Origin of the sequence: Halosimplex rarum (assembly GCF_047715405.1) — an archaeon.
In the GTDB taxonomy this organism is placed as follows: domain Archaea; phylum Halobacteriota; class Halobacteria; order Halobacteriales; family Haloarculaceae; genus Halosimplex; species Halosimplex rarum.
On sequence record NZ_CP180412.1, the window covers coordinates 1,338,292 to 1,364,090 of the forward strand.

Genomic DNA, 25,799 nt, shown 5'->3' on the forward strand with positions numbered 1-25,799 from the left:
CCTTGCGACGACCGTCCGTGGACGGCGTCTTCGCCGCGGTCGCCGCGGCGCTACTCGTCGCGTCCGTCGGAACGGTCGTCGCGGTACCGACGAGCGTGAGCCCGACCGGCGACGACGTCACGTTCGACGCAGGGGTCCCCGACTCGTTCCAGTTCGAAGCGACCGACGAGTCGGGCATCGCCACCGTCGACGGCGAGGACTACGCGTCGCTCGACGCTGCGGTCGACGCCGCCGACCCCGGCGAGACCGTCGCGCTCCGCGGGCGGTTCGACCCCGAGAGCGCCGTCGTCGTCGAGACGCCGAACGTGACGATCGAGCGCGCCGACGACGCCACCGCCGCCCGCCCGGTCGTCGACGGACCGGGGGAGGGCGACGTGCTCGTGCTCAACGCGACCGGCGTCACGGTCGACGGGCTGTGGGTCCGCAACTCGGGTTACGAGACCGAATCCAACGACGCCGCGGTCCGGGTCGCCGGCGAGGGCGTCTCGGTTCGCGACAGTCGAGTGACCGACGCCACGTTCGGGATCTGGGTCGACAGCGCCGCCGACGTGCGACTCGTCGGTAACACGGTCGTCGGTCGCGAGGAGGTCTACCCACGCACCGACCGCGGGAACGGCATCCAGCTCTACGAGGCGGTGGACGCCTACGTCGCCGACAACCGGATCACGGGCGCTCGCGACGGCATCTACTACTCGTGGGCTGAGGGCGTCGAGGCGCGCAACAACACGCTGTGGGACCTCCGGTACGGCGTCCACTACATGTATTCGAACGACTGCACGCTGGCGAACAACACCGCAGTCGACAACGACGCCGGGTACGCGCTGATGCTCTCGGAGGGGCTGTCGATCCTGAACAACACCGCGGTGAACAACACCGGACAGAGCGGTCACGGCATCATGGTCAAGGGCATCGACCACTCCGCGATCCGCGGGAACCACGTCGTCGGTAACGGCAACGGGCTGTTCGTGTACAACTCGCTGGACAACGAGATATCCCGGAACCTGGTCGCCGGCAACGACGTCGGCGTCCACGTCTCCGCGGGGAGCGTCCGCTCGGACGTCCACCACAACACGTTCGCGCGGAACCGGTTGCAGGTCCTCGCGGACGTCGGCCAGCAGGTCGTCTGGAACGAGTCGGTCGGCAACTACTGGGCGGGCGCCGGCGCCCACGACGTGAACGACGACGGCGTCAGCGAGACGCGATACCGGCCCGCGGGGATGGTCGAGCACCTGACCCGTGAACACCCGAAGGCGAACGTCTTCACGGGCAGTCCCGCGTTCGAGGTGGTCAGACTCGCCGAACGAACGCTCCCCGTGGTCGAGGCGCCCGGCGTCGTCGACCACAGACCGCTCGTCGACCCGCCCCACGACTGGAGAGAGTACTATGATCGAAGTCACTGACGTCACGAAACGGTACGGCGACGTCGCCGCGGTAGACGGCGTCTCGCTGTCCGTCCCCGACGGCGCATCGCTCGGAGTAGTCGGCACGAACGGCGCGGGCAAGACCACGCTGTTCCGCCTGCTCGTCGGCCACGAATCGCCCGATTCCGGTGCTGTGCGCGTCGCGGGCGTCGACCCCACCGCGGGCACCCGCGTCCGCGAGCGGGTCGGCTACTTGCCCGAACACGCCGGCTTCCAGCCCGCGCTGACCGGCACGGAAGTCCTCGGCTACTACGCCGACATGCGCGGCGTCGACGCCCCGCGGATCGACGGGCTGCTGGCCGTCGTCGGGCTCGAAGACGCCGCCGACCGCACGGTCGGCGGTTACTCGAACGGGATGAACCGCCGGCTCGGACTCGCGACCGCGCTGCTGGGCGACCCCGACGTGCTGCTACTCGACGAACCGACCGCAGGGCTCGACCCCAACGGCGTCGACGCGTTCAACCGCGTCGTCGAGCGAGTGCGCGAAGCGCGCGACGTGACCGTCGTCCTCTCCACGCACAACCTCGGCGAAGTCGAGGCGCTGTGCGACCGTGTCGCCGTGCTCGAAGCCGGCCAACTGCGGACGTTCGGTCCGGTCGACGAGGTGGTCCGCGCGGCCGGCGGCGAAGTCACGATCACCGTGCGATACGCCGACGGCGAGGAGGTGGCGGCCGCCACGGAGGCGATCCGGTCGGCGGCTCCCGACGCGACGCTGACCGTAGGGGCGACCGAAGTCGAACTCTCGGTCGATAGCGACAGTGTCACCGACGCGCTCGGCGCGGTCGTCGAAACCGACCCCGAGTCGGTGAGCGTCGACGAACCCGACCTGGAGACCGCGGTCCGCGAGTCCGTCGCCGGGGGTGAGTCGGCGTGAGCGAACCGGACTCGGAACCCGCCAACGGGACCCAGAACCCGGAACGAACGGACGGACGGAGCGAAGCCCGTCCGGACGGCGGCGCCACCGCCCACGCGGCGCCGACGGCCGCGGAGAGGCTCTCCGCCGACACAGCCCGCCAGGCCCTCGGCGTCGCCCGGCGAGAGTACCGCGTCCTCTCGCGCGCTCGGTGGACCGACGGGCTGGCGCTCCTGTTCGGCGCCTTCTCGCTGGCGGTCGTCGGGCTGACGGGCACTGCAACGGGCCCGACCAGCGTCGGCGCGTTGCTCGTGAGCCTGGCCGAACTGTCGGTCTACCTGATTCCGCTGGCCGCGCTCGCGCTCGGCTACGGGACGGTCGTCGGCGCTGACGAGCGGGGGACGCTGGAACTGTTACTGGCAGTCCCGCTCGGCCGCTCCGCGCTGCTGGCCGGGAAGTTCCTCGGCCGCGCGGCGGCGTTCGCGGTCGGGACGACGGTCGGGCTCGGCGTCGGTGGGATCGTCGTCGCGCTTCGCTTCGGGCCTGCGGTGCTCCCCGCCTACCTGCACTACACGCTGACCGCGGTGAGCGTCGGTGTGGCCTTCCTCTCTCTCGGCGTGTGCATCTCGGCCGCGGCGTCGGAGAAGGCCCGCGCGCTCGGCGGTGCCCTGCTCGCGTGGGTCCTGTTCGTCCTCGTCTACGACCTGGCGGCGCTGGGCGTCGTCGTCGCCCTCGACCCGCCGGGCTGGGTCCTGACCGCGCTCGCCGTCGCCAATCCCGCCGACGTGCTCAGACTGGTCGTCCTCTCGCTGGTGCCGACCGCCGGAGGCGGCGTCGGCGCCGCGCTCGCCACGACGACGGTTTCGACGCTCGCGCTGCTCGCGTCGCTTGCCCTCTGGGTCGTCGTCCCGCTCGCGGTCGGCGGCCGACTGCTGGGGCGGCGCGCCTGAGAATTCGTTCTGGTTCGCGTGCGATCGGGACGGCGCCGGAACAGCGGGGAAACGGACGTGTTGTCGGAATGGGATCAGATCCAATCTCCCGGCGCGTCTTCCCGGAGTTTCGCCTGCGGCGTCGATTCGAAACGGCCGACCGGTGCCACCGGAAGGGATTATCCCGCTCGCCCACCGAGAAGCGATATGCAGTGGTGCGACCAACCGACGATATCGTCCGAGAGCGACGACGTGAGGGCCTGGAGGCGAAGCCCGATGGGGAATGCGGCGTGACCCGCGACTCACTCCCGGTCGAGCACCTCTCGCCACTCGCCGCGCTCGTCGACGAGGTGCTCGTGGAGTTCGGCTACGAAATGGCGGCCGCCACCGACGCCATCGACGACGCTGTCCCCGGTTACGGTGGCCTCTTCGACCCCGGGACCACATCGACCGAGTTGCGTCGCGCACTCGAAGACCTGTTGGAGTCGGAACTCGCCCGGCCACCCGTCCCCGAACCGGCGAGCGACGCGTTCGTCCTCTACGTCGACGGCAGTTCACGCGGTAACCCCGGTCCCGCAGGTGCAGGCGCCGTTATCATGGACGCGACGGAGGAGCGACTCGCCCGTCTCGGCCGACCGGTCGGCTCCCGGACGGGGAACAACACCGCGGAGTACGTCGCCCTCCGGCTCGGACTGTCCGAACTGTTGGCTCGCTACGAGCCGCGCAGGCTGGAAGTGCGCATCGACTCGATGACGGTCATCCGAGACGTCTGGGGCGGCGACGAACCGACGGAACCGGGCGTCGAGACGTACAGCGAAGCCGTCAGGGCGGCGCTGTCGGACGTCCCGGAACACGACTACACGCATCTGGCCGACAGCGACCCGAACCCCGCCGACGCACTGGCGACAGTCGGCGCCGATATCGCCGCCCTGGGACCTGGCTAGTAGGATTTCGCCGCTCCGATTCGAAATCCGGACCTAACCGACGCTGGCCGACAGTTATCATGGAGGAGATAATTTCGGAGAGACCGGCGAGAACGGGGTTCTATGCCCGCACGGGCGGGGGACGTTCGTCGGTCAGGTCCGCGTCGTCGGTGAACTCCTTGACGATCTTCTCCTCGGCGCGGTGGAGCGTCTCGCTGCAGGTCGACTTGGCGATGTCGGCCTCGTCGGCGAGTTCCGTCAGCGTGCACTCGCGGGGCGTGTCGTAGTACCCCTCTTCGACCGCCGTCTGGACGAGTCGGTGCTGTTTCGGCGTCAGCAGCTGCTCGGTCTCCATTTCCTGGCGGACGGCGAGCACCTCGAAGTCGATGCCGAACTGCCGGAGCTGGTCGCCGAGCGTCGAGAGGCGGTCCCGCGGCGCCGTGACCTCCCACGTGACCGAGCCGTCGACGACGGTGAAGGGCAACTCCAGCGGCGTGCCGGCGTTGCGGACCGGCAAGAGGAGCACCGGATTGGACGTCTCGAACTGCACCAGCGCCGTCTCGTCGGTCCGCTGGAGGAAGTCCGTGTTCGTCACGGCGTCGTATTTGTCCATCTCGAGGACGACCTCCTCGACGGCGTCGGCGGTTATCTCCGTCAGCGCGACGCCGCCCTCCTCTTTCGGGAAGACGGTCAGGATCTCGAACTGTGCGTCCGGATGGTTCCGAGAGAGGTCGCCGATCCAGACCGAGTCCGGCACCGTGATCTCCAGTTTGGCCCGCGGCATAGCTAGTTCTACGAGCGCCGAGGGCTATCAGTGTTCCCGAACATGTTCGCATCTATCCGATTCGTCGGCTTCGAGAGCCGAACGATTTCGGCTCAACGGGCGGGCAACGGCGCTCGCGGTTTCGCGAGCCCGCAATTCGAAGGGTGATCCGGCCTACCGCGTCATGGTCGCCCACTGCTCGCGGGGGATCCGGTGTTCGAGCGCCTCGCCCGCCCACAATCGATCGACGTCGTCCAGCACGGCAGCAGTGAGCGGTGGGCGGATTTCGGACCCCCCGACGTGGGGCGTCACGAGGACGTTGTCCAGCGACCGGAGTTCGTGGTCGGCCGGGAGCGGCTCCTGATGATAGACGTCGAGCGCCGCGGAGATGCGGCCGGTGCGCAGTTCTTCGAGGAGCGGTTCCTCCTCGATCAGTTCCGCCCGGGCGGTGTTGACCAGCAGCGCGCCGTCGGGGATCTGCGACAGCCGCTCGGCGTCGATCATCCCGATCGTCTCCTCCGTTCGCGCCGCGTGGAGCGAGACGACGTCCGAGTCGAGCGCGTCGTCCAGGTCCGCCAGCGAGGCGAACGGCCACGCCGACAGGTCCTCGGGGTCGACGTAGGGGTCGTAGACCGACACCGACGGCTCGAACGCGGCGAAGTGGTCGAGCAGTTTCCGACCGATCGTGCCGAGCCCGACGAGACCGACGTCGGCGTCGTGCAGCGTTCGGATGTTCGTGTCCGAGGCGTCCCACGCGCCCTCGTCCATCGCCCGGTCGAGCTCCGGGACGGCGCGCAACTGGGCGAGCAGCAGCGTCAGCGCGTGCTCGGCGGTGTGGTCGGCCATCACGTCGTTGGCGCTGACGACGGGGATCTCCGCGTCGTACACCGCTTCGGAGACGAGCGACGCGACGCTCCCGCCGGTGTGTGCGACGAGCGCGAGGTCGTCGGCCGCCGATAGCACGTCGGCGGTGACTCGCGGACTCCCCCAGCCCGTCACGAGCGCGTCGACGCCGCCGATGCGCTCGCGGAGCTCGGCCTCCGAGAAGTCGTCCGACTTCGGGTTCCACTCGACGGTACCCATCGATTCCAACCGCTCACGCAGGGCGGATGGGAAGAAAGACTCCCGCATCTCCCCAGCTGGCATGGTGACGAGAACGTTCATACCGCGGGGTCCGGCACGTGGGCCCATAAAAGGGGGTCACCGGCGTCGCGACCGTCACCGGTCGGCCGGCTGAAATTCCCGGTCGACGGCGTCGTTGAGCAGTTCCCAGTAGCGGAGCAGGGTCGCCGCGTGCCCCTCGTCGGGACCCGCACGGCGAACGGTCGCCTTGTAGGCCTCGTGGACGACTGCGATCGTCGGGAGCGCGGTGTTGTTCTCTCGCCCCACCTCCCGGGCGTAGCCGAGGTCCTTGTGCCAGATTGCGAGTCCGCCCAGTCCCTCGATGTCCTGTTCGAACTCGCGGTCGAGGTACTGCTCCCAGACGTCCATGCCGAAGAAGTCCCGGAGGTGGGCCGGGTCGACGCCGTTGTCGCGCGTGAACTCGACGATTTCCGCGTCGAGGGCGTTCCGCCCCGCGTAGCGCATCTGGAGCGCGAGCTTGAGAACCGTCGCCGAACCGGCCTCGCCGACGTGAAGGTGGTCGTCGCTGAGAGTCTCGATCAGTGCCCTGGCGGACTCGTAGCTCTCGTCGGTCCCCCCGACCATCATGTGCGCGCCGTCTCGCGGGGCCGCACGGGTGATCGGCGCCTCGACGAACGACGCGCCGCGTTCGTCGCACCACCGCTCGCAGTCCCGCGAGGTGTCGGGGCGGGTCGTCGTCACGTCCACCACGGTCTGCCCGTCGGCGAGCACCGTCAGTACCCCGTCGTCGCTGTTCATCACCGCCTCGACTTCCGGCGTTCCGGGGAGCGCGAGGACGACGAACTCCGACCGGTGCGTCGCGTCCGCCGGACTCTCGGCGGGCGTCGCGCCCAGATCTTCCGCGGCGCCGGTCTGCGCCGGGTCCACGTCGTACGCGACGACGCCGTACTCGGTATCGGCGAGCCGGTCGAGGAACGTCTTCCCGATGTAGCCGACGCCGATCAATCCGACAGTGGGCATGTCACACTTCTCGCCCGGTGTGCGTATAAACGTTCGAGGCGGCGACGGGTCGTCCGGCTGCGTGGCCGCTACCGGCTATCTCGACCGTCCGGCTGCTGCGCGTCGACGGTCGCGACGGCGCCGAGGTTCACGATGTCGCTACCACCTTTTTCTCGTCGCCCTTCCTCGCGCAGCCGTGCGGCTGCGCTGCGGCGAGGGCTCCTCGAAAAACGTGGGCGAAAAAGGCCGGACGACTCGGTCGTGGTCCGAGAGAGCAAAGCTCTCTCGTCATCACGAAAGAGCGCGAAGCGCTCTTTCGAACGACTTTGCTCCCTCGCGTCCGGTGTCCACGGGAGTGAGCATCGCGAACGACCGGCGGGCTCGCCAGAGCGAAGCTCTGACCGTGAACCGCACCGCAGGCGCGCGGGCGCCCTCACTAGGAACCCTGCGCGTCGATGGTCGCGACGGCGCCGAGGTTCACGATGTCCTTGACCTCGTCGTCGCGCTGGAGCACGTGGACGGGTTCGTCCATGCCGGCTAGCATCGGGCCGACCGCGTCCGCGCCGCCGAGGCGCTGGAGGAGCTTGTAGACGATGTTCCCCGCTTCGAGGTTCGGCAGGACGAGCACGTTCGCCGGTTCGTCGATCTCGGCGAACTCGTAGTCGCCGACGAGCAGGTCCTCGACGACGGCCGTGTCGGCCTGCATCTCCCCGTCGACCGGGAAGTCGACGTTCGGGTTCTCACGGAGTAGCTCGGCCGCGCGGCGGGGCTTGCGAGTCCCCTCGTTGTCGACGCTCCCGAAGTCCGAGTACGACAGCAGCGCTGCGCGCGGTTCGACGTCGAACCGCCGGGCGACTCCGGCCGCGTGGCGGGTCACCTCCGCGAGCGTCTCGTCGTCGGGGTCCTGATTGACCGTCGCGTCGGCGACGAAGACGACCCGGTTCTTGAACGCGAGCATGTATACGCCGGCCGCGTGGTCGACGCCCTCCTCGGTGCCGATGACTTCCAGCGGCGGCCGCAGTGCGGAGGGGTAGTGGTGAGTCAACCCAGTCAGCATCGCGTCGGCGTCGCCGCGCTCGACCATCACCGACGCGAAGTAATCGCCGTCGCGGACGGTCTCCTCGGCCTCCTTGCGGGTGAGTCCTTTGCGCTGGCGGAGCTCGTAGAGGCGGTCGACGTACTCCTCGTAGTCGCCCCCGGCCGGGTCGACGACTTCGGGGTCGAACTCCAGCCCGAGCCCGTCGATCTTCCGGTCGATGGTCGTCCGGTTGCCGATCAGGACCGGCTCGGCGATCCCCTCCTCGTCGAGCTGGTAGGCGGCCCGGATGATCTTCTCGTTGGTCCCCTCGGCGAGAGCCAGCCGCTTCGGATCGGTCTGGGCCTTGTTGAGGACGATCCGCATCATCTCGCGGGACTTGCCGAGCCGGGCTTCGAGCCGTTCGACGTAGACGTCCGGGTCGAGTTCGTCGCGGGCGGCGCCGCTCTCCATCGCCGCCTCCGCGACGGCCGGCGCCACCTCGAAGAGGACGCGCGTGTCCAGCGGCTTCGGGATGATGTACTCCGGCCCGAACTGCAGCGGCTGGTCGCCGTACGCCTTGCGGACCGCGTCGGGCACGTCGCGCTTGGCCAGGTCCGCCAGCGCCTCGGCCGCCGCGACCTTCATCGCCTCGTTGATCTCCGTCGCACGCACGTCCAGCGCCCCGCGGAACAGGAACGGGAAGCCGAGCACGTTGTTGACCTGGTTGGGGTTGTCCGAGCGCCCGGTCGCCATGATGACCGTGTCGTCGCGGGCCGCCCTCGCCTCCTCGTAGCCGATCTCGGGATTCGGGTTCGCCATCGCGAAGATGATCGGGTCCGCCGCCATCGACCGAACCATCTCCTGGTCGACGATGCCACCCGCCGAGAGGCCGACGAGCATGTCCGCGCCCTCCATCGCGTGGGCCAGACCGCCTTCGGGCACGTCGCGAGCGAACTCGCGGTTGTACTCGTTGAGGTCACCTGCTTCCGCCCGCTCTGTCGTCAGGACCCCGTCGATGTCGACCATCGTGACGTTCTCGCGGCGGACGCCCAGCGAGAGGTAGAACCGCGCCGTCGCGATCGCCGCAGCGCCCGCGCCGGCGAAGGTGACTTCCAGATCGTCGAGGTCCTTCCCGCTGATCTCGACGGCGTTCAGCAGGGCGGCGCCGCTGATGATGGCGGTGCCGTGCTGGTCGTCGTGGAAGACCGGGATGTCCATCCGCTCGCGGAGGCGCTCCTCGATGACGAAGCACTTCGGCGCCGCGATGTCCTCCAGGTTGATCCCGCCGAACGTCGACTCCATCCCCGCGACGGCGTCGGCGAACTCCGCGGGGTCTGTGTGGTCGACCTCGATGTCGAACACGTCGATATCGGCGAAGCGCTTGAAGAGGACTCCCTTCCCTTCCATGACCGGCTTCGAGGCCTGCGGGCCGATGTCGCCCAGCCCGAGCACCGCGCTCCCGTCGGAGATAACGCCGACGAGGTTCCCCTTCGCCGTGTACTGGTAGGCGTTCTCGGGGTCCTCGTCGATAGCGCGACAGGGACCGGCCACCCCCGGCGAGTACGCGAGGCTCAGGTCGCGCTGCGTGCTCGTCGACTTCGTCGTCCGTATCTCGATCTTCCCGGGTGGGTCCTCCCGGTGATACTCCAGCGAGTCCTCTTCTAGCGTCATAGTCCGTGTACACGGGGGGCGCGGTAAAGATGTGGGATATATGGTCTGAATACTGTATAAGGCCGCCAGTGCGGGACAACTGCGTCATAGACCGGCGGCGTAAACCGGCGCCGTGGAACGGCGACGTAAACTGGCACCATGGAACAGCGGCGTAAACCGGCAGCGTGTCGCGACCGGCCGACGGTCTGGTTGCTCTCTCAGTCGAAGAGCCCGTCGAAGGTCCGATAGGAGAGATACGACAGGTCGCGGGCCGAGAGGTAGTCGGCTTCCTCGGGCCAGGTGAGACACTCCCGGTAGGTCGCCCAGTCGTCGAGCCAGGGGTAGTCCGACCCCAGTAGCAGTCGCTCCGGGCCGAACCACTCCAGCAGCGGCCTGACGTACTCGGCGACGTTCTCGTAGGGCCACGACTCCCCGGACGTCCGCGGTATCGAACTCACCTTCACGTACGCGTTGTCGCGCTCGGCCAGCGTCTCGAAGTCGGTCCACGGCGAGTCGCTCGGGGACGTCTCGGCGTCGGGAAATCCGAGGTGTTCCACGACGAACGGGACGTCGGGATGTCGGTCGGCCAGCGCGGCCAGCGCTGAGAGCTGGTCGGGCTTGGCGAGGACGAACGCCGCGGCGTCCCGGGCGGCTAGTTCGTCGTACAGCGGGTCGAGGTCCGCCGCGGCGAACCAGTCGGCGGTCGGGTCGAGGTCGCCCGGTGTCGGACCGTACTCGAAGCAGGCGTGGAACCGCAGGCCGAGCATCCGCTCGTGGCCGGTGGCGCGCCGGACGTTCTCGCGGAGGGCGGTCGCGTCGGCGTCGTACTCAGCCACCCCGACGCCCCAGAGCCGATCCGGGTGCGCTTCGACGGCGCGGAGCGTGTACTCGTTGGCTCGCTCGTCCCGGCCGTAGATCGACGTCGGCAGCAGCACGCCTTCGTCGACGGCCGCCTCGTCCATGTCGGCTACCAGCGTCTCGTGCGGATAGGGACCGGACCACTCCGGTGGCAGGTCGGCGCTGTACCACGGGAGGTCGTCCGTGTCGTGGCCCCAGGCGTGCGTGTGAGTGTCGACGAGTCGCATTATCGTCCGTGCGCGACTGTCGGCAATAAGAGTACTCCCGACCGAGCCCGCGGCCGCTCGCGGCGCGGTCCATCCCAGAATTTCACAGCGGAGGTCCGAACGAAGAGACGGCCGTCAGGCGTCGCCGTAGCGGACGCTCGAACGGAGCGGGTCCCGGAGCGCCCACGAGTCGGACTCGGGGTCGATCCGGTGGGGTTCGGCGCCGCGGTCGGCCAGGATTCCGGCGTGGTACAGCATCGCCTTCAACTGGAAGACGGTCGGGGAGTGGTAGACGTTCCCGTCTCCGAGTTCGTCGACTTGCAGGTCACCGTCCCCGTCGAGCACTCGACTGCGGGCGTCGTCGGTCCCGCGGAGGAACAGTTCGACGGTGAACGTGGGATGGTCGACGTGCAACCACTCGACCAAGTCGACGAGCGCGGGATCGGTGATCCCGTCGTCGTGCATCGTCTGCAGTTCCTCGACGAGGAGCTGCGTCGCGGGATACGACCACATGACTCGGCGCGCCATCGCACCCCACTGGGGCGCCAGGTCACGGAACCGCTTCGGCGACCCGCGCCACGTCGCGAACTCCTCCAGCGCGGCGTCGACCGACCCGTGACGGTCGAGCGCGAAGCGGACCACTTCCTCGCCGAGCGGGGTGAGATCCGGCCGGTTCGGCGCTTCGTTCACGAGGCCGAGAAATGCCGCGCCCGCCCGAGCGCTGTCGACGGCGCCGACGACGCGATCGGCGAGCACGCGCTCCGTCTCGTCTGGGTGATACAGCGCGAGCGGGAACGCGAGGTAGTTCTTCGGGTGGTTCAGCCCGAAGGACTTGTCCGCGACGCCCTGTGCCGTCGCCTGGAACCGGATCGCGGTCGCCTCGTCGGACGTCCGATTCCCCACGACCCGGGGGACCTCCACCGGGCTGACCGTCCCCTCGGCGTCGACGCCGAGGACGCCCACGTTGAGTTCGCGTGCGAGCGCCCGGGAGGACTGTGAGACGGCCTCGACCGGGGCCGCGACGTAGGCGGCGTTCGCCTCGTGGAGTCGGTCGTACGCCTGGACGACGCCGCGCTCGACGTCCACGCCTCCCGTTTCCCTGTACCCTTTCGCCTCGACCGCGACGAGCGGGGGCTGGTCACCGAACCGCTCGACCGCGAGGAACTCCGCGTCGAGCGACCGGACGCCGACCAGATCCGGATACCCCGATCCGACCCGGACGTGGTTGAACGGCGCGAGTCGCTCGCGAATCTCCGCGCGGATCTGCCGTCCCCGGAGCCATTCGTCCGTCGCGAACTGCGTGTCGGCGACCGCGTACGCGTTCGGCTCGTCGTCGTCGGGGAACAGACGCCGCTTGGTGTGCGCGAGCACCTGCGGTTCCGACAGCGACGCCGCGCTGGCCATGACAGGGGATACACGGCTCGCCACATGAAGTTTCGGAGAGCGACACGGAACAGCCGAGGACGTCTTCGCTATGGCTCGGCTACGCAATTGTGAGAAACGAAAACGACCGGCGGGAAGGGAACAGGAATGCTCCGTCAGGGATTCGAACTACGCCGAGACAGTCCTGCTCGGCCGCACTGCGACCTGCGCGGGCTGTGACTCGTCTACTTCGAATCCCTTCTTGCGCGTTTCACTCCCTCGCAAAACTCGGTCGCTGCAATGCTCCGTCAGGGATTCGAACCCTGGTCCTTGCCGTGAGAGGGCAAGATGATTGGCCGGACTACACCAACGGAGCGCACACGCCCTCTGAGCGTATTCAATCCTTGCGAGGAGACGGGTTTAACGGTTCCGCTTTGGCTCGCTTTCGTCACTCCGTCGCACGCTCATTCGTCGTCGAACGGAGAGCCCGCCGCCTCGGGTTCGTTGCCACTGAGGCTGATGATGTTCTCGCGGCCGACCCGCAGTTTGCTGATGTCGCCGTCGTCCTCCATCTCGGAGAGGAGCATGCTCACCTTCGACTTCGACCAGCCGGTCTCGTCGACGATCATCGCCTGTTTCATCCGCCCCTCGTTCGATTCGAGGATGTCGACGATGAGTTCCTGATCGGTCCGTTGAGCGGGTTCTGCACTCTCCCCACCCGCGTCCGTCTCGGGCGACTCCGGGGGTTCCGGCTCCGGGGGACTCTCGGTCGTCTGTGGACTCTCTGTCGCGGCACCGGAGGACTCGGAGTCGGCCGACCGGCTTCCGGCGAGCAGTGCGGGGACGTTGGAGTGCCAGACTGCGACGCCGCTGAGACCGAGGACAAGCAAGACGACGGCGGCCATGATCATCCCGCCGACGTCACCGGACGCCGGCGTCGCGAGGAGGGCGTGCAGTCGCTCGCCGGCGGTCGAGACGGACAGCCACGGGCCGCCCTCCGTGTTGCCTACGATCCCGACCCCGAGCGACTGCATACCCCCAACCGCGTCGGCGACCAACCACTGCTGCATCTATCGTAACATGCCGAGGTCGGTATAAAAACGCTGTGAATACCCGCGTTTCCGGCGCGCTGATCGCCGGAGGCGAACCGGACGGTTCAGGCGATTCCGACGGTGGGAACCGCGGTTTGCTGGAACACGCCAGCGATGTCGAGGAGGGCGATGAGCAGGGTCGTGGCGACGATGGACGCCGAGGGGGGATCGAAGTGCGTGTCGCCGTGCGCGTAGAAGACCCGCTGGGCGAGTTCGCCGAACAGGCCGCCGACGATGCCGAAGACGCCCCCGACCAGAATCGCGACGGTCGGGCCCACGTTCGGGAGCGCGAGCGCGGCGATACCGGCCGGCAGCGCCATGTGGTGGGTGACCGGGAACCGCTCGACGCCCGCGGCGAGGAACAGCATGCCCGTCGCGGTGATGCCGAACGCGAGGAAGTAGCTCCCGGTCGCGACGGCGAGGAAGCCGCCGAAGACGCCGACGACGAGGCCGAGGAGCGTGACCGTCGCCCACGCCGACTGGTAGGGGAGCCACGGCTCGACGACGTAGCGCCCGACGAGCGACTGGGCGCCCCCGCCGTCGCCGTCGGTCGCCATTCGGCGTTCGCCGTCGTCGTACGGCGTCATGTCGAGCACGTCCGCGCCCAGTCGACCCACGAGCGGGTAGCCGAAGACGGCCCGGTGGAGCAGCGCCGAGACGACGACGCTGGCGGCGACCGGGTCCCACGGGAGCGAGAGACGGAGCGACAGCTGGGCGATCCAGTACCCGAGGATGCCGAAGGCGCCGCCGACCGCGAGCGCCGCGGGGCGCGGGCCGAGCGGCGTCGACAGGTGTTTGGCCTCGTGGTAGGGGAAATCGGTGTCGAGGTGTCCCTTCCGACCGGCGAAGGCCGCGGCCGCCGCGGCGCCCGCGAAGGCCACGTGGGGACCGAACGCCGAACCGTAGCCGACGAGACCAGTCACGCCGGCCGCGCCGAGATCCGACGGCCCGGTCACCAGCGGCGTGCCGCCCGCACCGGTCGTGACCCGCGCGATCTCGCCGATCGTGACCGTCAGGCCCGCGAGCCCGTAGGCCGCGTAGCCGCCGACCGCCGCGCCGACGGCGCCTCCGGCGACGGCGACCAGCAACAGTTCGACCGCGAGCAGTCCGCCGTCAACTGCCATCGCCACCACCCCGCGACGTCGTCCGGTCGCGGTGGTCGGCGTCGTCGCTCCGACGTGTCATACGCGACGAGAGTCGGAGCCACAAGTTAGTACTGACGGATGGGCGCGGCCGACGGAGGCGGCCGTCGCTCCGCGTCGGGTCGGTACCGTGGAACGGTCGGCGTCTATCCGGAGAAACAGCGGGCGTCGGTGCCCGACTCAGTCCCGCATCGAGAGACCGAGCAGCGAGACGAGGCCGGCGCCGATCAGGGCGCCGAGCGTCGCGGGCGTGGCAGCCGAGGGCGCGACCAGCGCCGTCTGGTTCGATCCGCCGGTCGCGGTCGCGGTGCTCGATTCACTCGTCGGCGTCGCGGTCGGGGTCGCCGTGGAACCGTCGTCAGTCGGGGTGGCGGTCCCGGACGGCGCGTCGGTGGTCGTCTCGTCGCCCGACGTGCCGTCGCCGGCCGTCTCGTTGCCGCTCGTCCCGTTGTCGATCCTGTTGTACTCGATCGGCCGGACCCCTCCCTGCTCCAGGGTCACCGTCGCGGCGCTGTCGTCCTCGCCGACGACCTGCCCCTCGGTGACGTTGACGGTCCCGCCGTAGCGGTACATGTGTGACTCGTTGGTCTGCATGCCCGTCCGGAGCCGGTAGGCCCCGGTCGCCCGGACGCTCGGTTCCGAGTACCCCTCTTCGGTGCCCCACTCGTCGTAGCCCGTCGTGGAGTAGGGGACGGTCATCGTGAACGTCCCGTCGTCGCCGGTCTGGGCCTGCTGGCGGTAGACGAACGTGGTGTTCGTCGACGGGACCTCCATCTGTACGGCCGCGGTGACGTTCGCGTTCGCGGGCCCTTCGCCCTCGATGGTCGCGCCGGGCACGCGCTCGAAGGTCTTCACCCAGTTGCTCGACGAGGACTGGAGCGCGTTCGCGACTCCCGGGGTCCTGATCGAGGTCTGCAGCCCGCCGCGCGCGTCTTTCCGGAGTCCGAGCAGGTACTGCTGGGACTGCGTCGCGGTGGAGTTACTCCCGTCGACCATCCGGTAGTGCTCCAGGGCCGGGACGCGCTCCTCCGGGAACTGCCCGACGCCGCCGATCTGTGAGGTCGGGTCGTTCTCGACGTATTCGCGCGCCTCGTCCATCGTGTCGAACCGGATCGTCCCGTTACTCACGGGGACCTGGTTGCCCTGGATGCTCTCGATGTTCCAGTCCAGGACCACCGGGCTGGGTTCGACGGCGCTGCCGTGGAAGTTGTAGAGGCGGACGGCCGTCGAGTTGTAGTACGGCTGCTGGTGGCGCTGGAAGAAGCGGTACTGGAGTCGGCTCTGCTGGCCCGTCTCGTAGTAGAGCCGGTTGTAGTAGTTCCGCTCGGAGATGTTCCCGTCGTCGTAGAAGTTGAACGGCGCGAAGTACTTCCCGCCGAGCTGGAGCGCCTGCGCGCCCGGTCGCTGGTAGAACTGCGAGGTCTCGGTCATCTTCCAGTCGACGTTGACGAAGCGCGTCTCGGCGTCGTCCTCGCTGAGGTCGGTCATCACCTCGTTCGCGTGGGACTCGTTGCCCGACAGCAGGAAGTTCGCCGCCTGGTTGGCGCCCTGCTGGAACGGATTGGCGGTGGGCATCTGCTCGCCCATCACCGTGATCCAGTGCCCGTAGTCCCACCACGAGAGGGTGCCGTAGTGGCCCTCGGGGTAGTCGAAGTTCTCCGTCCGCTCGAAGGTGCCGTAGTAGGGGACGGCGTCCTCGTTGTTCGCGCCGCCGTAGGTCCCCTGGGCCGGCGCGTCCTCCTCCATCCAGCCGAGGGTCTGGTTCCAGGCCTGGGGCGCCTGGCCCGGTCCGTTCGGTGCGGACGTCATCTGCATGGCGAGCGGGAGCGGGTACACGAGCGGCGCGAACACGATGAGGACCACCGCGAGGATGGTCAACACCTGATACGTCTCGATGTCCGTGTCGGGCCTCGAGAGGCCGGAGATGTTCGCCAGCTGGCCGATGACCAGTCCGGTCAGCGAGGCGACGGCGACCGCGAAGTAGTAGTCGAACCGGCGCTGGGTCAGCGTGGCGAACAGCAGGAAGACCGTCCAGACGGCGACGAGCGTCAGCTCGGCGCGCGGGCGGTCGAAGAACTGCCGCCCGGCGATGTAGACGACGCCGAGCAGCGCGATGAGGACCGTGAATCGGTAGCGCGGGAACAGCCCGCTGAAGGGCATCGACTGCGCTTCGCCGATGGTCTGGGCGTTGTCGGAGACCGAGAGACCGACGACGCGGGTCGTCTGCGTGACGAAGAAGCTCCAGATCTCCGGGAGGAGCACCGCCGTCGCACCGGCGAGCAAGAGGAGGATACCGGCGACCGCGGCGGGGTACTGGACGTTCGGTAGCTCGCGGGTCTCCCACTCGCGGGCCAGCCAGGCGAGGAACGCACAGCCCGCGGCGACCGCGAAGGCGAGCATCGGCTGGACGAGGCTGTAACTCGTCGCGCCGATCCCGGCCTGTTCGATGACGGCGAGGCCCATGACGCCGGTCGTCGACAGCGTGATCACGCCGGCGATGGCGACGTGTTCGGGACTCTCGCCGTGGGCGTACTCCGAGCAGATCTCGACGAGGAAGAAGACGCCGAGGATACCGACGAGGAAGACGCCGGGCGCCCACGTCCACAGGTAGACGCCGATAGCGGCGCCGGCGACGATGGACCAGCCGACCGGGCGGCGCAGGGCGTCGACGTCGCGCGCCTGGAACAGCTCCCAGACGGGTTTCTCCTTCTCCGCGACGGAGACGGCGACCATCGTCGCGAGGACCGCGGTCGTCATGAACAGCGCCTCGGCGACGTGGTGGTCGTAGAATCCGACGGTCCCGCGCTGGGCGAACGTGCTCCCGGCGAACGCGAGCGTCGCGACCGCGACGACGCCGGCGAACCTCCCGGCCAGGCGCTTGGCCAGGAAGTAGGTGGGGACGGCGACCGCCGTGCCGAAGACGGCGGGCGCGAACAGGGCGACCAGCCGGACCGTGTGGTCGCTCGGGTTCCCGAGACCGACGACCAGGGCTGCGGTCGCGACCAGCTGGTCCATCACGGTCCCGAACTGGCTGGAGTGGGTCCCCGTGGGGAAGTTCGTCCAGGGGTCGAACGGACTCGTCTTCGGCCAGTTCTCGACCGTGTACTGGACCATCCGGTAGTGGTACCACGCGTCGTTCCCGCTGAAGTACACTGTCCCGTCTATCAGGAACTCTTTCCAATCGCGGACGCGACTCCACAGCATGAACCCGAGGAGGGCGACGATCGCCGGGATGTGGTAGTACTGCCCCACGGCGTCGGCGACGTCTCCGGGTTCTTCGATGTCTTCTATTCGGCCACGCCACTGACTCATTGGTCCGAACCAATCCCATCGCGCGCATAAGCCTTGTCATCTCCCGGTAAATCCGACCCCCGGGAGACGACGGATCCGCCTCAGGTCGGGCGATCGACAGCGGGATCCGGTTCGGCGGCGGTCGACCCAGAGCGGTCGGTGTCGTCCGCAGCGTACCCAACGCGAGGCGGCGTGCGGGACAGACGGAAAGCCTATCCCGGGTGCCCGTTCATGGGGGGACATGCGCGTCTCCGTCGTCCTCTGCGAGCACACGCTCGACCGCTACGACGCGGTCACCGAGGCCGCCCGGAGCGTCCTCGACCAGACCCACGAGGACGTCGAACTCGTCTTCGTCAGCGACGGGAACCGGGAGGTCCTCGACCGCTTCGAGGCCGACTTCGGCGACCGGGAGAACGTCGTCACGCACTGCAACGACGAGAACCGCGGCCTGCTCGTCAGCCGGAACAACGGCGCCGAAGTCGCCAACGGCGACGTGGTCGCGTTCATCGACGACGACGCCGTCGCCCATCCCGAGTGGATCGAGCGCCTCGTCGCCGCCTACGACGAGCACCACGCCATCGCCGCCGGCGGCCGGATGGACCCCATCTGGGTCGACGGCGAACCCCGCTTTCTCCCCGAGGAACACTGGTACCTGATCGGCGCTACGTACAAGGGATTCGGTGAGGGACGGGACACTCCCACGGAGGTCCGCAACACCAACGGCTCGAACATCTCCTTCCGCCGGGACGTGTTCCTCGATCTGGGCGGGTTCGACGACGAGATCGGGGGCCGCAAGGGCGACAAGAACCTTCAGGGCGGCGAGACGGAGCTGTGTGCCCGGATGCAGGCCGAGTACGGCCGCGGCGTCCGGTACGTCCCCGACGCCGAAGTCGGTCACAAGGTGTTCGCCTACCGCACGGAGCCGAAGTGGCTCCTCGACCGTGCGTTCTGGCAGGGCTACTCCAAGCGCGGCATGCAGCAGTTCGTCCCTGGCTCGGCCGAGGAGGAGGGCGACTTCCTCGGGAAGATCCTCGGTGAGTTCGTTCCGCAGCGGCTGTGGGGAATCGTCCGCGACCCCGACGCGACCGCCGCTAAACAGCTCGTCTGGCTCGTCCTCCTGACGGGCGTCGTCGGCCTGGGCTACCTCTACGGCATCGTCAAGTGGGGCTAAGCAGGCCGGCTCGGTCCCCGGCTCGCGTCGGAAGCAGCGCGTCGGTGCGGTCCCGGCAGGGTTAAGCGGCTGCCGGCGCCACGGCGCGGTAATGGCGGACCTGCCCGACGTGTGCGTCGTCACCCACCCGCTGGCTGCCGCCGGCGAGAACGCGACCCGGAGCCTGCTCGACGTCCTCTCGGCGGTCACCGGCGTCGCGCTCGTCACGGCGGATCTCCCCGCCGACTCCGAGATCCGCGACCGACACGAACTCGTCGAGCTCACCCGGAAGAGCGCCGGGGACTCGGTCCCCGTCGCCGCCGCTCGCTTCCTGCTGAACCAGCTCAGAATGTGCCGCGTCGTCGCCGGCAGGGACGAGGAGGTCGTCCTGTTCTACGGCGCCACCTCCTACCTGCTCCCGATCCTGTTCGCCCGGGCCATCGGCAAGACCGTCCTCGTCGAGCCGCGCGGCGACGTACCGCTCACGCTCCGCATCGCCTGGGAGGAGTCGCTACCGAGCCCGGTCGCGCGGACGCTCGCGGGACTCGTCCGCGCGCTCGAACGCGCGGGGTTCGCGGCCGCGCACGGCGTCGTCACCTACACGCCGGCGATGGCGAGCCAGCTCGATCTCGATCCGGACGCCCCCGACGTGTACCCGACGGGCGCGCGGTACGTCCGGACCGACGACTTCGACGTGCGGACGCCGCTCGAAGACCGCGAGCGCCGCGTCGGCTTCCTCGGCCGGCTGGACGAGGAGAAGAACGTCCGCGAACTCGCCGCGGTCGCGCGCGAGCTACCCGACGACGTGACGTTCACCTTCATCGGCGACGGCGGCCTGCGCGAGTGGCTGGAAGCGGAACTCGCCGCGGAGATCGAAGACGGACGGGTCGAGATGCGCGGCTGGGTCGACCACGGCGACGTGCCCGCCGAACTCGATCGGCTCCGTCTGGTCATCCTCCCCTCCGAACCCACGGAGGGGCTCCCGACCACGATCCTCGAAGCCCTCGCCTGCGGGACGCCGGTGTACGCAACGCCGGTCTCGGGCGTCCCAGACGTCGTCCGCGACGGCGAGACGGGGTTCCTGATGGAGAGTACGGAACCCGACGACATCCGGCGGGAACTCCTCTCGATCCTCGACCGCGAGGACCTTCCCGCAATCAGCGAGAACGGACGCGCGCTGATCGAGGACGAGTACAGCTTCGACGCTGCCACGCGCCGCTATCGCGACATCCTGCAGCGGGTTGGTCGACGGCGGCAACGGTAGACGACCGCGGGAGACGGAGGCAACGGTAGACGACCGCGGGAGGCGTCGGCGGCGGTGGACCCCTACTCGACTGAGCGACTCCCCGATGCGGCCACGTCGACGCCGGGGCTGTATCGGAAGACGGGCTCGCTCTCCGGCGTCGCGAAGCCGTTCGTCTCGAACACCCCGTTCTCGCCGACGTCGACGGCGGCCTCGTACAGCGGCCACGGTCGATGGCGAATCTGTGCGTATCGGAGTTCGCCCCCCGGCGTCTCCGTGTAGTACCGGTACCGTTCGGTCAGGAACTCGTCGAGCGAGCCCGGTTCGAAACGGAACCGGTCCCCGACCGGCCTGTATCGAGCGTCGAAGTCGCACGGCCGCGCGCCGGGGTGCCAGCGCTCGCTCTCGAAGGCGATCCGCGAACCGTCGGACCGCATCGACATGCTCGCGAAGTAGTACGGGAGGTGGTGAAACACCCGAGCGCCGGTCACGCCGAGGATCCCGTCGGCGTCGAGGCTGAAGAAGTAGACGCCGCGGTCGGCGGCCGGCGCGTCGTCGCGGGGGCCGGCGTCGCCGTCCGCGCGGGCGGCCGCCCCTTCGTGGGTGACGTAGGTCCGGAGGTTCAGTTCCGGAAGCCTGAACCCGGCCCACGCGGGCAGGCCGCGCGGACGGACGGCGACGTTGGTGAACGGGACGACGGAGAGCCACGCCCGCCCCTCGTAGGTGTCGACGGTGAGGGACTCGGGGAGGTGCGGGTCGACGACGGCGGGATCGACCGGCCAGTTCGCGAACAGGACGTGCCGCCAGCCCATGTCGATCGGGAGGTCGAGCAGCGAACGGAGAGACATCTGACACTCGTACCTACGGTCTGGTTGCCCATTACTTCGTGGACCCGTCGCTCACTCCATGTAGCCGAGTTCGGTCAGCCGGTCGGCGACCTCGTCGGACGGGCCTCCGGCGCGTGCTTCCTCGTGGTCGATTGGGTCCTGCGTTCCCACGTCGGGGTCGTCGACGAAGACGTCGAGCACCTCGCCGTCCACGTCGGTCGGCACGTCGACGCCGTGGTTCGCGAGGATCGTCGGCGCGATGTCGCGGATGTCGATCTCCGGGATCTCGCCGCGGTTCTCGAAGGCGGGGCCGTTCGCGACGAAGATGCCCGTCGGCGTGTTCTCGGCGGCCCAGCGGTCGGGCTTCGTCTGGATCTCGTCGCCGCCCATCCCGTCGTTGACGTGGACGCCCGGCCGCTGGTCGAGCACGACGTCCGGACCGATGTCGACGTACGGACCGTCGTAGACCTCTTCGGCGCGGTAGACGCCGGCGAACAGCGGTTCCCCGTTCTCGTCGGTGACGCCTTCCAGATCCGCGATGAGTCGCTCGCGCACCGACTCCACGTCGAAGCGCGGATTGATGTAGATCGGTCCCTGGCCGCTGGCGAGCGCCTTCGTCTCCGACGGGACGATGAGTTCCATCTTCCGCTCGCGCTTGGCGCCGGCGCTCTGGGGGACGAGCGCCTGGACGCTCTCGGGGACGGTCTTCGCGAGCACGTCCACGAGCCCGAACCGCTTGGCGACCCCGAGCGCGGTTTCGCGGGTGAGCCCCACTTTCTGGAAGTAGTCCTCGACTCCGCTCGCGCGGGTGAGGTAGCCGTTCTCCGCGAGCCACTCGTTGATGTAGAACTCGGTCGTGGTGGCGGCGGCGCCGTGGTCGGACATGATCACCAGATTCGTGTCCTCAAGCTCGGCGAGTTCGCCGAGCCAGTCGTCGACGAGTTGCCAGGCGCGCTTCGTCGGCTCGTCGTCCCAGAAGAAGTGGTGCAGGACGTTCAGGTAGAAGAGCGTGACGTGGGTGAACTCCAGGTCCTCCTCGACGAACAGGTCGCGGGCGACTTCGAGGCGGAGTTCGAGCAGGCGGAGGATCTCGTCGACCTCGGCGCCGCGCTCGTCGTTCGAGGACAGCAGCGGGTCCGGGTGGACCTGGTAGTCGTAGCGCTCGGCGAGTTCGGCTTCGAACTCGGGCGGGTGGGTGTAGCCGGTGTCGAGCGAGCGGTACTCGCCCTCGACTGCGTCCGGGCCCCCCGAGACGACGTAGCCGTCGATCTCGCGGGGCGGGTACATCGAGGGCATGTTGACGACGCCGGCGCGCTGGCCGTCGGCGTTGAGGTAGTCCCACAGCTCGGCGGTCTTGTAGTCGCTGCCGCTCATGATGTCGATGCGCTCGTCGGCGAGGTCGATGCGCTCCCACCAGAAGACGCTGTGTTTGCCGGGGTTCTTCCCCGACGCGTAGCACTTCCAGTTCGGGTAGGTCACCGGCGGGAGACAGCTCCGACTCGTCGCGTAGGTCCCGGACTCGCGGAGGGCGGCCAGGTTTGGGAGGAGCCCCTCGTCGATCCAGGGCTCGGTCAGGAGCCAACTGGCGCCGTCGAGGCCGACAACGAAGGTCCGCGTCATTGTCGAAAACCCCGCGAGGGCGCCGGAAATACGTTTCGCTCGTCCGAACGGTAGGCGCCGGTTACGGGGCCTGTCAGCGCCGGTTCCGCCGTGGTCACCCGTGGAACGGACGCGGTCGGCCGTCGGTCGACCGCTTCGCGATTCATCCCTCGTCGCCGCGGCGCGCGAGCACGTCGGCCATGTCGAGGTTCGCGGCAGGGAGCCACCCGAGCAGCGCGGGGAGGTAGACGCCGAGCGAGCGGTCGACGAGGATCACGACCGGCGCGAGTTCCGGGGTGACCCCGAGGCTGACGAACACGGCCGTCGCCGAGGCTTCCGCGACGCCGACGCCACCTGGGGTCAGGGGCAGGACGGTCACGCTGTAGGCGGTCACGAGGACGACCGGCAGGAGGACCGCCGGGGAGAACGAGCCGCCAAGCGCGGTGAGCACCAGCCAGACGCGCAGGGCGGGAAAGACCATCAGCGTCCCCGCCCAGCCCAGCGCGTAGGGGACGACGACCGATGGGCGGGTCGACAGCGCGCGGAAGACGCTCGCCGAGTCCGCGGTGAAGGAGGGGAGCGACCCGGCGACGCTTGCGAGTCTATCGCCGACGCGCGGGACGCGACCGAGGGCCCCCTCCAGCCGGCTCGCAAGCCGGCCGGCGACGTCCATGCGCCGGCCCGCGAGCAGGACCAGCGCCCCCGCGGCGAGGTAGACCCCCGTCGACAGGAGGATGACGAGGAGCCATCCGCTACCCAGGCGCGGGGCGAAGACGGCGAGGCCGGCCAGCGCCGTCAGCCCGTAGAGGGCGGCGTACAGCCCCGTGTTGAGGCCGGCGACGCTGACCGCCTCGGTCCAGTCCGCGTCGGTGTAGTACCGGAGGACCAGCGGCGCGACCGAGTGCCCCGAGGCCTTCGACGGGACGACGTGGTTGACGAACTTGATGACGAGGTCTATCCTGGCCGTCGTCCCGAGGCTCGTTCGCTCGCGGCCGTTGAGCAGCGCGTACCACATCGAGAAGCGCGACCCGAACTCCAGCGCCGTGACGGCCAGGACGCCGACGACGACGAGCGGGTCGAGTCCGAGGAGTTCCGCCGCCGTGGCGTCCCAGTCGACCTGCCGCGCCACGTACCAGAAGGCGCCGAGCGCGACCGCCCACTGGACGACGGTGATCGCGGTCTTCCGCCAGTTCCGGCGACCTGTTCCATCTCCCGCCCCGCTCACGGTCATTCACTCCCCGGTGGAGCGGTGTCCGTCGATTTCGAGGCGGTGGTGCCAGCCGGGGGCGATCCGACGCGAGCGGCGAGGTCGCCCGTCGTAACGAACTCGAACGGCTCGGCCAGTATCCGGCGGACGGCGCTGCGCATGTAGTCGCCGGTCCGGACGTACACCCGCCTGGGCACGCCCTCGACGGCGGGCAGGTCCACGAGTTCCCAGGGATGGACGTACAGCACCGGCGGGATACCGCTGCGCGCGAGCAGGCGCATCCCGAGGATCGTGTACCGGACGCCGAAAAACCGGATCCAGGTGCCCGTCAGCGGCAGTCGCAGGCCTGGCATCACCGAGACCGGGACCTCGGCGAAGCCCGCGGGCGCCGCGGGGTCGATCTCGGTCGCGGGCGATGGCAGTTCCGTCTCGTGTTCGCCTCCGTACCAGCCGGGGATCGACCGACAGGGGACGACGCTGGAGTCGTACTCGTACCCGCAGTCCGCGAGCGTCCCGAAGTGGTCCGGCCCAGTGTCGAACGAGGGCGCGCGGAAGCCGACGACCTCGCTGTCGGTCGCGGCTTCCAGGCGCGCTTTCGACGTTTCGATCTCTTCGCTGCGCTCGGACTCGGATATCTCCGAGAGGTGCCGGTGCGTCTGCGTGTGCGATCCGATCTCGTGACCGGCGTCGGCGATCCGCCGCAGCACTCGCGGATTCGCGTCCGCGATCTCACCGACGGTGAAGAACGTGCCTGTCGCGTCCGCCCGCTCGAAGGCGTCCAGCAGGCTCGTGACGCCGTCGAGGCCGACCGCCGGCAGGTCGGTCGTGCCGCGGGCGCCGCGGTAGGCCGGCAGGTGGGTGAAGTACTCGAAGTCGACGGAGAGTGCGGCCTGTGGGGATGACATCGACGGGTCGACCTGTCACCCGATACACGCCGGTCCTACTTGGTCGATGGGTTTTCGCGCGTCGGTCGGTCCGCGAGGCGGCCGCTCGGGCACCCGCGTCCGGTGGTCGTGGGGGCGGTCGAGGGCTGCTTGCGTCTGCCTCCGGCAGATACAAATTGCGCGCGTTTCTGGTCGGAGGTACACAGATGCCGCCGACCTCGCCAGCGTCACCGCTCGCCGTCCTCCCCGGGCTCAGCAACGAGGCGCTGACGCTGTTGTTCCTCGGGCTGGCCGTTCTGACGGCGCTGTGGGGCTTCGAGCGCTACCGGACCACGTTCTCGCGGTTCGAGTTCGGCCTCGCGGTCGCAGTCGCGCTGGGGCTGCTGACCGTCGCGTTCGCCCCCGGCCTCTACGGCACCATCGCCGGCCTGCTGAACCTCGAGAGCCGGTTCATCCTCATCCAGATCTTCGCGAACGTCTCGTTCCTCGTGTTGATCTTCTACCTCGTCTCGCGGCTCAACGCCAACAAGCGCGCCATCGGCGACCTCACCCGGAGCCTGACGGTCCAGCAGGCGAGCGCCGACGGCGGTTTCGACGAGCGGACGCTCTACGTCGTCATCCCCGCGTACAACGAGGCCGACACCATCGGAGACGTGCTCTCGGAACTGCCCGACCGGATCCACGACCACGTCGTCCACGCCGTCGTCGTCTCGGACGGGTCCGACGACGCGACCCGCCGGGCCGCCGAGCAGTACGAGGCTATGGTCGTCGAACACCCCATCAACCAGGGCCAGGGCGGCGCGCTCAAGACCGGGTTCGACATCGCGCGCCAGCACGGCGCCGACGTCGTCGTCACCATGGACGCCGACGGGCAACACCCGGTCGACCAGCTCAGCGAGCTCGTCCGACCGATCGTCGCGGACGAGGCCGACTACGTTCTGGGAACGCGCTATCGTGGCGAGGACAACTCCGGGAACTCCATCACGCGGCAGGGCGGCATCCGCACGTTCACGTGGCTCATCAACCGGCTGGCGAAGACCGACATCACCGACTGCACGAACGGCTTCCGCGCTATCCGCGGCTCGCACCTCGGCGACATGACGCTCACCGAGGAGCGCTTCTCGGCGCCGGAGCTCATCATCGAGGCGCGGAAAAAGGGGCTGCGCATCGTCGAGGTGCCGGTCACGATCCACGAGCGCGAGGCCGGCGAGACGAAGAAACCGAAGCTCGGCTACGCCGTCGGGCTCGCGCGGACCATTCTCGTCACCTGGATCCGGTAGGAGAGTACCCCGTCTGCGGC

The 25,799-nt window shown here is 69.0% G+C and carries 19 protein-coding genes, 1 tRNA gene and 1 pseudogene; 7 read left to right on the top strand and 14 right to left on the bottom strand.

Annotated features, from left to right (window positions below; all coding sequences use genetic code 11):
* Positions 1 to 2 precede the first annotated feature (2 nt).
* The 4 genes from nosD (at position 3) to ACMGFH_RS06530 (ending at position 4,147) form a co-directional block, all read left to right on the top strand.
* On the top strand, positions 3 to 1,400 hold the full coding sequence (gene nosD, locus ACMGFH_RS06515; protein ID WP_415382044.1) for a nitrous oxide reductase family maturation protein NosD: 1,398 nt from the start codon (positions 3 to 5) through the stop codon (positions 1,398 to 1,400).
* Positions 1,384 to 2,295: an ABC transporter ATP-binding protein gene (locus ACMGFH_RS06520; RefSeq protein WP_415382045.1), complete on the top strand. Its 912-nt coding sequence runs from the start codon at positions 1,384 to 1,386 to the stop codon at positions 2,293 to 2,295. The genes nosD and ACMGFH_RS06520 overlap by 17 nt, the downstream gene beginning before the upstream one ends.
* Positions 2,292 to 3,224 carry an ABC transporter permease gene (locus tag ACMGFH_RS06525; RefSeq protein ID WP_415382046.1) on the top strand — a complete coding sequence of 311 codons (933 nt, stop codon included), beginning with the start codon at positions 2,292 to 2,294 and terminating at the stop codon, positions 3,222 to 3,224. The genes ACMGFH_RS06520 and ACMGFH_RS06525 overlap by 4 nt, the downstream gene beginning before the upstream one ends.
* A gap of 269 nt (positions 3,225 to 3,493) precedes the next feature.
* The gene (locus ACMGFH_RS06530) at positions 3,494 to 4,147 is read left to right on the top strand and encodes a ribonuclease HI family protein (protein WP_415383212.1); all 654 of its coding nucleotides are present in this window, start codon (positions 3,494 to 3,496) and stop codon (positions 4,145 to 4,147) included.
* A 100-nt stretch (positions 4,148 to 4,247) separates the two neighbouring features.
* On the opposite strand, the gene ACMGFH_RS06535 is transcribed toward ACMGFH_RS06530, so the two are convergent.
* The 10 genes and pseudogenes from ACMGFH_RS06535 to ACMGFH_RS06580 form a co-directional block, all read right to left on the bottom strand.
* Complete coding sequence (locus ACMGFH_RS06535) at positions 4,248 to 4,910, bottom strand: helix-turn-helix domain-containing protein (protein WP_415382047.1); 663 nt, start codon at positions 4,908 to 4,910, stop codon at positions 4,248 to 4,250.
* Between the two features lie 153 nt (positions 4,911 to 5,063).
* The gene (locus ACMGFH_RS06540; protein WP_415382048.1) at positions 5,064 to 6,053 is read right to left on the bottom strand and encodes a hydroxyacid dehydrogenase; all 990 of its coding nucleotides are present in this window, start codon (positions 6,051 to 6,053) and stop codon (positions 5,064 to 5,066) included.
* Positions 6,054 to 6,107: 54 nt separating this feature from the next.
* Complete coding sequence (locus ACMGFH_RS06545) at positions 6,108 to 7,019, bottom strand: NAD(P)-dependent oxidoreductase (protein WP_415383213.1); 912 nt, start codon at positions 7,017 to 7,019, stop codon at positions 6,108 to 6,110.
* 388 nt (positions 7,020 to 7,407) lie between these two features.
* A complete protein-coding gene (locus tag ACMGFH_RS06550; protein ID WP_415382049.1) occupies positions 7,408 to 9,660 on the bottom strand; it encodes an NADP-dependent malic enzyme in 2,253 nt (750 codons plus the stop codon).
* Positions 9,661 to 9,857: 197 nt separating this feature from the next.
* Positions 9,858 to 10,724, bottom strand: a complete 867-nt coding sequence (locus ACMGFH_RS06555) for an amidohydrolase family protein (protein WP_415382051.1) — start codon at positions 10,722 to 10,724, stop codon at positions 9,858 to 9,860.
* A gap of 114 nt (positions 10,725 to 10,838) precedes the next feature.
* Positions 10,839 to 12,107, bottom strand: coding sequence for a hypothetical protein (locus tag ACMGFH_RS06560; protein WP_415382052.1), 1,269 nt, complete (start codon positions 12,105 to 12,107; stop codon positions 10,839 to 10,841).
* Between the two features lie 259 nt (positions 12,108 to 12,366).
* Positions 12,367 to 12,441: transfer RNA gene (locus tag ACMGFH_RS06565), tRNA-Glu, on the bottom strand.
* Positions 12,442 to 12,529: 88 nt separating this feature from the next.
* Positions 12,530 to 12,718, bottom strand: a pseudogene (locus tag ACMGFH_RS06570) (helix-turn-helix transcriptional regulator); the annotation flags it as partial.
* A gap of 503 nt (positions 12,719 to 13,221) precedes the next feature.
* On the bottom strand, positions 13,222 to 14,280 hold the full coding sequence (locus ACMGFH_RS06575) for a hypothetical protein (protein ID WP_415382053.1): 1,059 nt from the start codon (positions 14,278 to 14,280) through the stop codon (positions 13,222 to 13,224).
* A gap of 198 nt (positions 14,281 to 14,478) precedes the next feature.
* On the bottom strand, positions 14,479 to 17,610 hold the full coding sequence (locus ACMGFH_RS06580; RefSeq protein ID WP_415382055.1) for an oligosaccharyl transferase, archaeosortase A system-associated: 3,132 nt from the start codon (positions 17,608 to 17,610) through the stop codon (positions 14,479 to 14,481).
* Positions 17,611 to 17,830: 220 nt separating this feature from the next.
* On the opposite strand from ACMGFH_RS06580, the gene aglG reads away from it, so the two are divergent.
* Together aglG and ACMGFH_RS06590 are read left to right on the top strand one after the other, a co-directional pair.
* Positions 17,831 to 18,760, top strand: coding sequence for a glucosyl-dolichyl phosphate glucuronosyltransferase (gene aglG / locus ACMGFH_RS06585; protein ID WP_415382057.1), 930 nt, complete (start codon positions 17,831 to 17,833; stop codon positions 18,758 to 18,760).
* Positions 18,761 to 18,851: 91 nt separating this feature from the next.
* Complete coding sequence (locus ACMGFH_RS06590; protein WP_415382059.1) at positions 18,852 to 20,003, top strand: glycosyltransferase family 4 protein; 1,152 nt, start codon at positions 18,852 to 18,854, stop codon at positions 20,001 to 20,003.
* Positions 20,004 to 20,065: 62 nt separating this feature from the next.
* On the opposite strand, the gene ACMGFH_RS06595 is transcribed toward ACMGFH_RS06590, so the two are convergent.
* From ACMGFH_RS06595 to ACMGFH_RS06610, 4 genes are all read right to left on the bottom strand, one after another.
* Positions 20,066 to 20,830, bottom strand: a complete 765-nt coding sequence (locus tag ACMGFH_RS06595) for a YqjF family protein (protein WP_415382061.1) — start codon at positions 20,828 to 20,830, stop codon at positions 20,066 to 20,068.
* Between the two features lie 51 nt (positions 20,831 to 20,881).
* Positions 20,882 to 22,429 (bottom strand): alkaline phosphatase family protein, encoded by a 1,548-nt coding sequence (locus ACMGFH_RS06600; RefSeq protein ID WP_415382063.1) that lies wholly within the window; start codon positions 22,427 to 22,429, stop codon positions 20,882 to 20,884.
* Between the two features lie 142 nt (positions 22,430 to 22,571).
* The gene (locus ACMGFH_RS06605) at positions 22,572 to 23,633 is read right to left on the bottom strand and encodes a lysylphosphatidylglycerol synthase transmembrane domain-containing protein (protein WP_415382064.1); all 1,062 of its coding nucleotides are present in this window, start codon (positions 23,631 to 23,633) and stop codon (positions 22,572 to 22,574) included.
* Between the two features lie 2 nt (positions 23,634 to 23,635).
* Entirely contained in the window at positions 23,636 to 24,520 is an 885-nt protein-coding gene (locus ACMGFH_RS06610; protein ID WP_415382066.1) for a polysaccharide deacetylase family protein, read from the bottom strand.
* Between the two features lie 185 nt (positions 24,521 to 24,705).
* Between ACMGFH_RS06610 and ACMGFH_RS06615 the strand changes: the two genes are divergently transcribed.
* Positions 24,706 to 25,779 carry a DUF2304 family protein gene (locus tag ACMGFH_RS06615; RefSeq protein ID WP_415382068.1) on the top strand — a complete coding sequence of 358 codons (1,074 nt, stop codon included), beginning with the start codon at positions 24,706 to 24,708 and terminating at the stop codon, positions 25,777 to 25,779.
* Positions 25,780 to 25,799 lie beyond the last annotated feature (20 nt).

What these genes read in the sequence shown, in the direction of transcription:
- ACMGFH_RS06520 (WP_415382045.1), top strand. Translation starts at nt 1,384, where the DNA reads ATGATCGAAGTCACTGACGTCACGAAACGGTACGGCGACGTCGCCGCG.
- ACMGFH_RS06535 (WP_415382047.1), bottom strand. Translation starts at nt 4,910, where the DNA reads ATGCCGCGGGCCAAACTGGAGATCACGGTGCCGGACTCGGTCTGGATC.
- ACMGFH_RS06540 (WP_415382048.1), bottom strand. Translation starts at nt 6,053, where the DNA reads ATGAACGTTCTCGTCACCATGCCAGCTGGGGAGATGCGGGAGTCTTTC.
- ACMGFH_RS06550 (WP_415382049.1), bottom strand. Translation starts at nt 9,660, where the DNA reads ATGACGCTAGAAGAGGACTCGCTGGAGTATCACCGGGAGGACCCACCC.
- ACMGFH_RS06555 (WP_415382051.1), bottom strand. Translation starts at nt 10,724, where the DNA reads ATGCGACTCGTCGACACTCACACGCACGCCTGGGGCCACGACACGGAC.
- ACMGFH_RS06560 (WP_415382052.1), bottom strand. Translation starts at nt 12,107, where the DNA reads ATGGCCAGCGCGGCGTCGCTGTCGGAACCGCAGGTGCTCGCGCACACC.
- ACMGFH_RS06575 (WP_415382053.1), bottom strand. Translation starts at nt 14,280, where the DNA reads ATGGCAGTTGACGGCGGACTGCTCGCGGTCGAACTGTTGCTGGTCGCC.
- ACMGFH_RS06580 (WP_415382055.1), bottom strand. Translation starts at nt 17,610, where the DNA reads ATGAGTCAGTGGCGTGGCCGAATAGAAGACATCGAAGAACCCGGAGAC.
- aglG (WP_415382057.1), top strand. Translation starts at nt 17,831, where the DNA reads ATGCGCGTCTCCGTCGTCCTCTGCGAGCACACGCTCGACCGCTACGAC.
- ACMGFH_RS06590 (WP_415382059.1), top strand. Translation starts at nt 18,852, where the DNA reads ATGGCGGACCTGCCCGACGTGTGCGTCGTCACCCACCCGCTGGCTGCC.
- ACMGFH_RS06595 (WP_415382061.1), bottom strand. Translation starts at nt 20,830, where the DNA reads ATGTCTCTCCGTTCGCTGCTCGACCTCCCGATCGACATGGGCTGGCGG.
- ACMGFH_RS06600 (WP_415382063.1), bottom strand. Translation starts at nt 22,429, where the DNA reads ATGACGCGGACCTTCGTTGTCGGCCTCGACGGCGCCAGTTGGCTCCTG.
- ACMGFH_RS06610 (WP_415382066.1), bottom strand. Translation starts at nt 24,520, where the DNA reads ATGTCATCCCCACAGGCCGCACTCTCCGTCGACTTCGAGTACTTCACC.
- ACMGFH_RS06615 (WP_415382068.1), top strand. Translation starts at nt 24,706, where the DNA reads ATGCCGCCGACCTCGCCAGCGTCACCGCTCGCCGTCCTCCCCGGGCTC.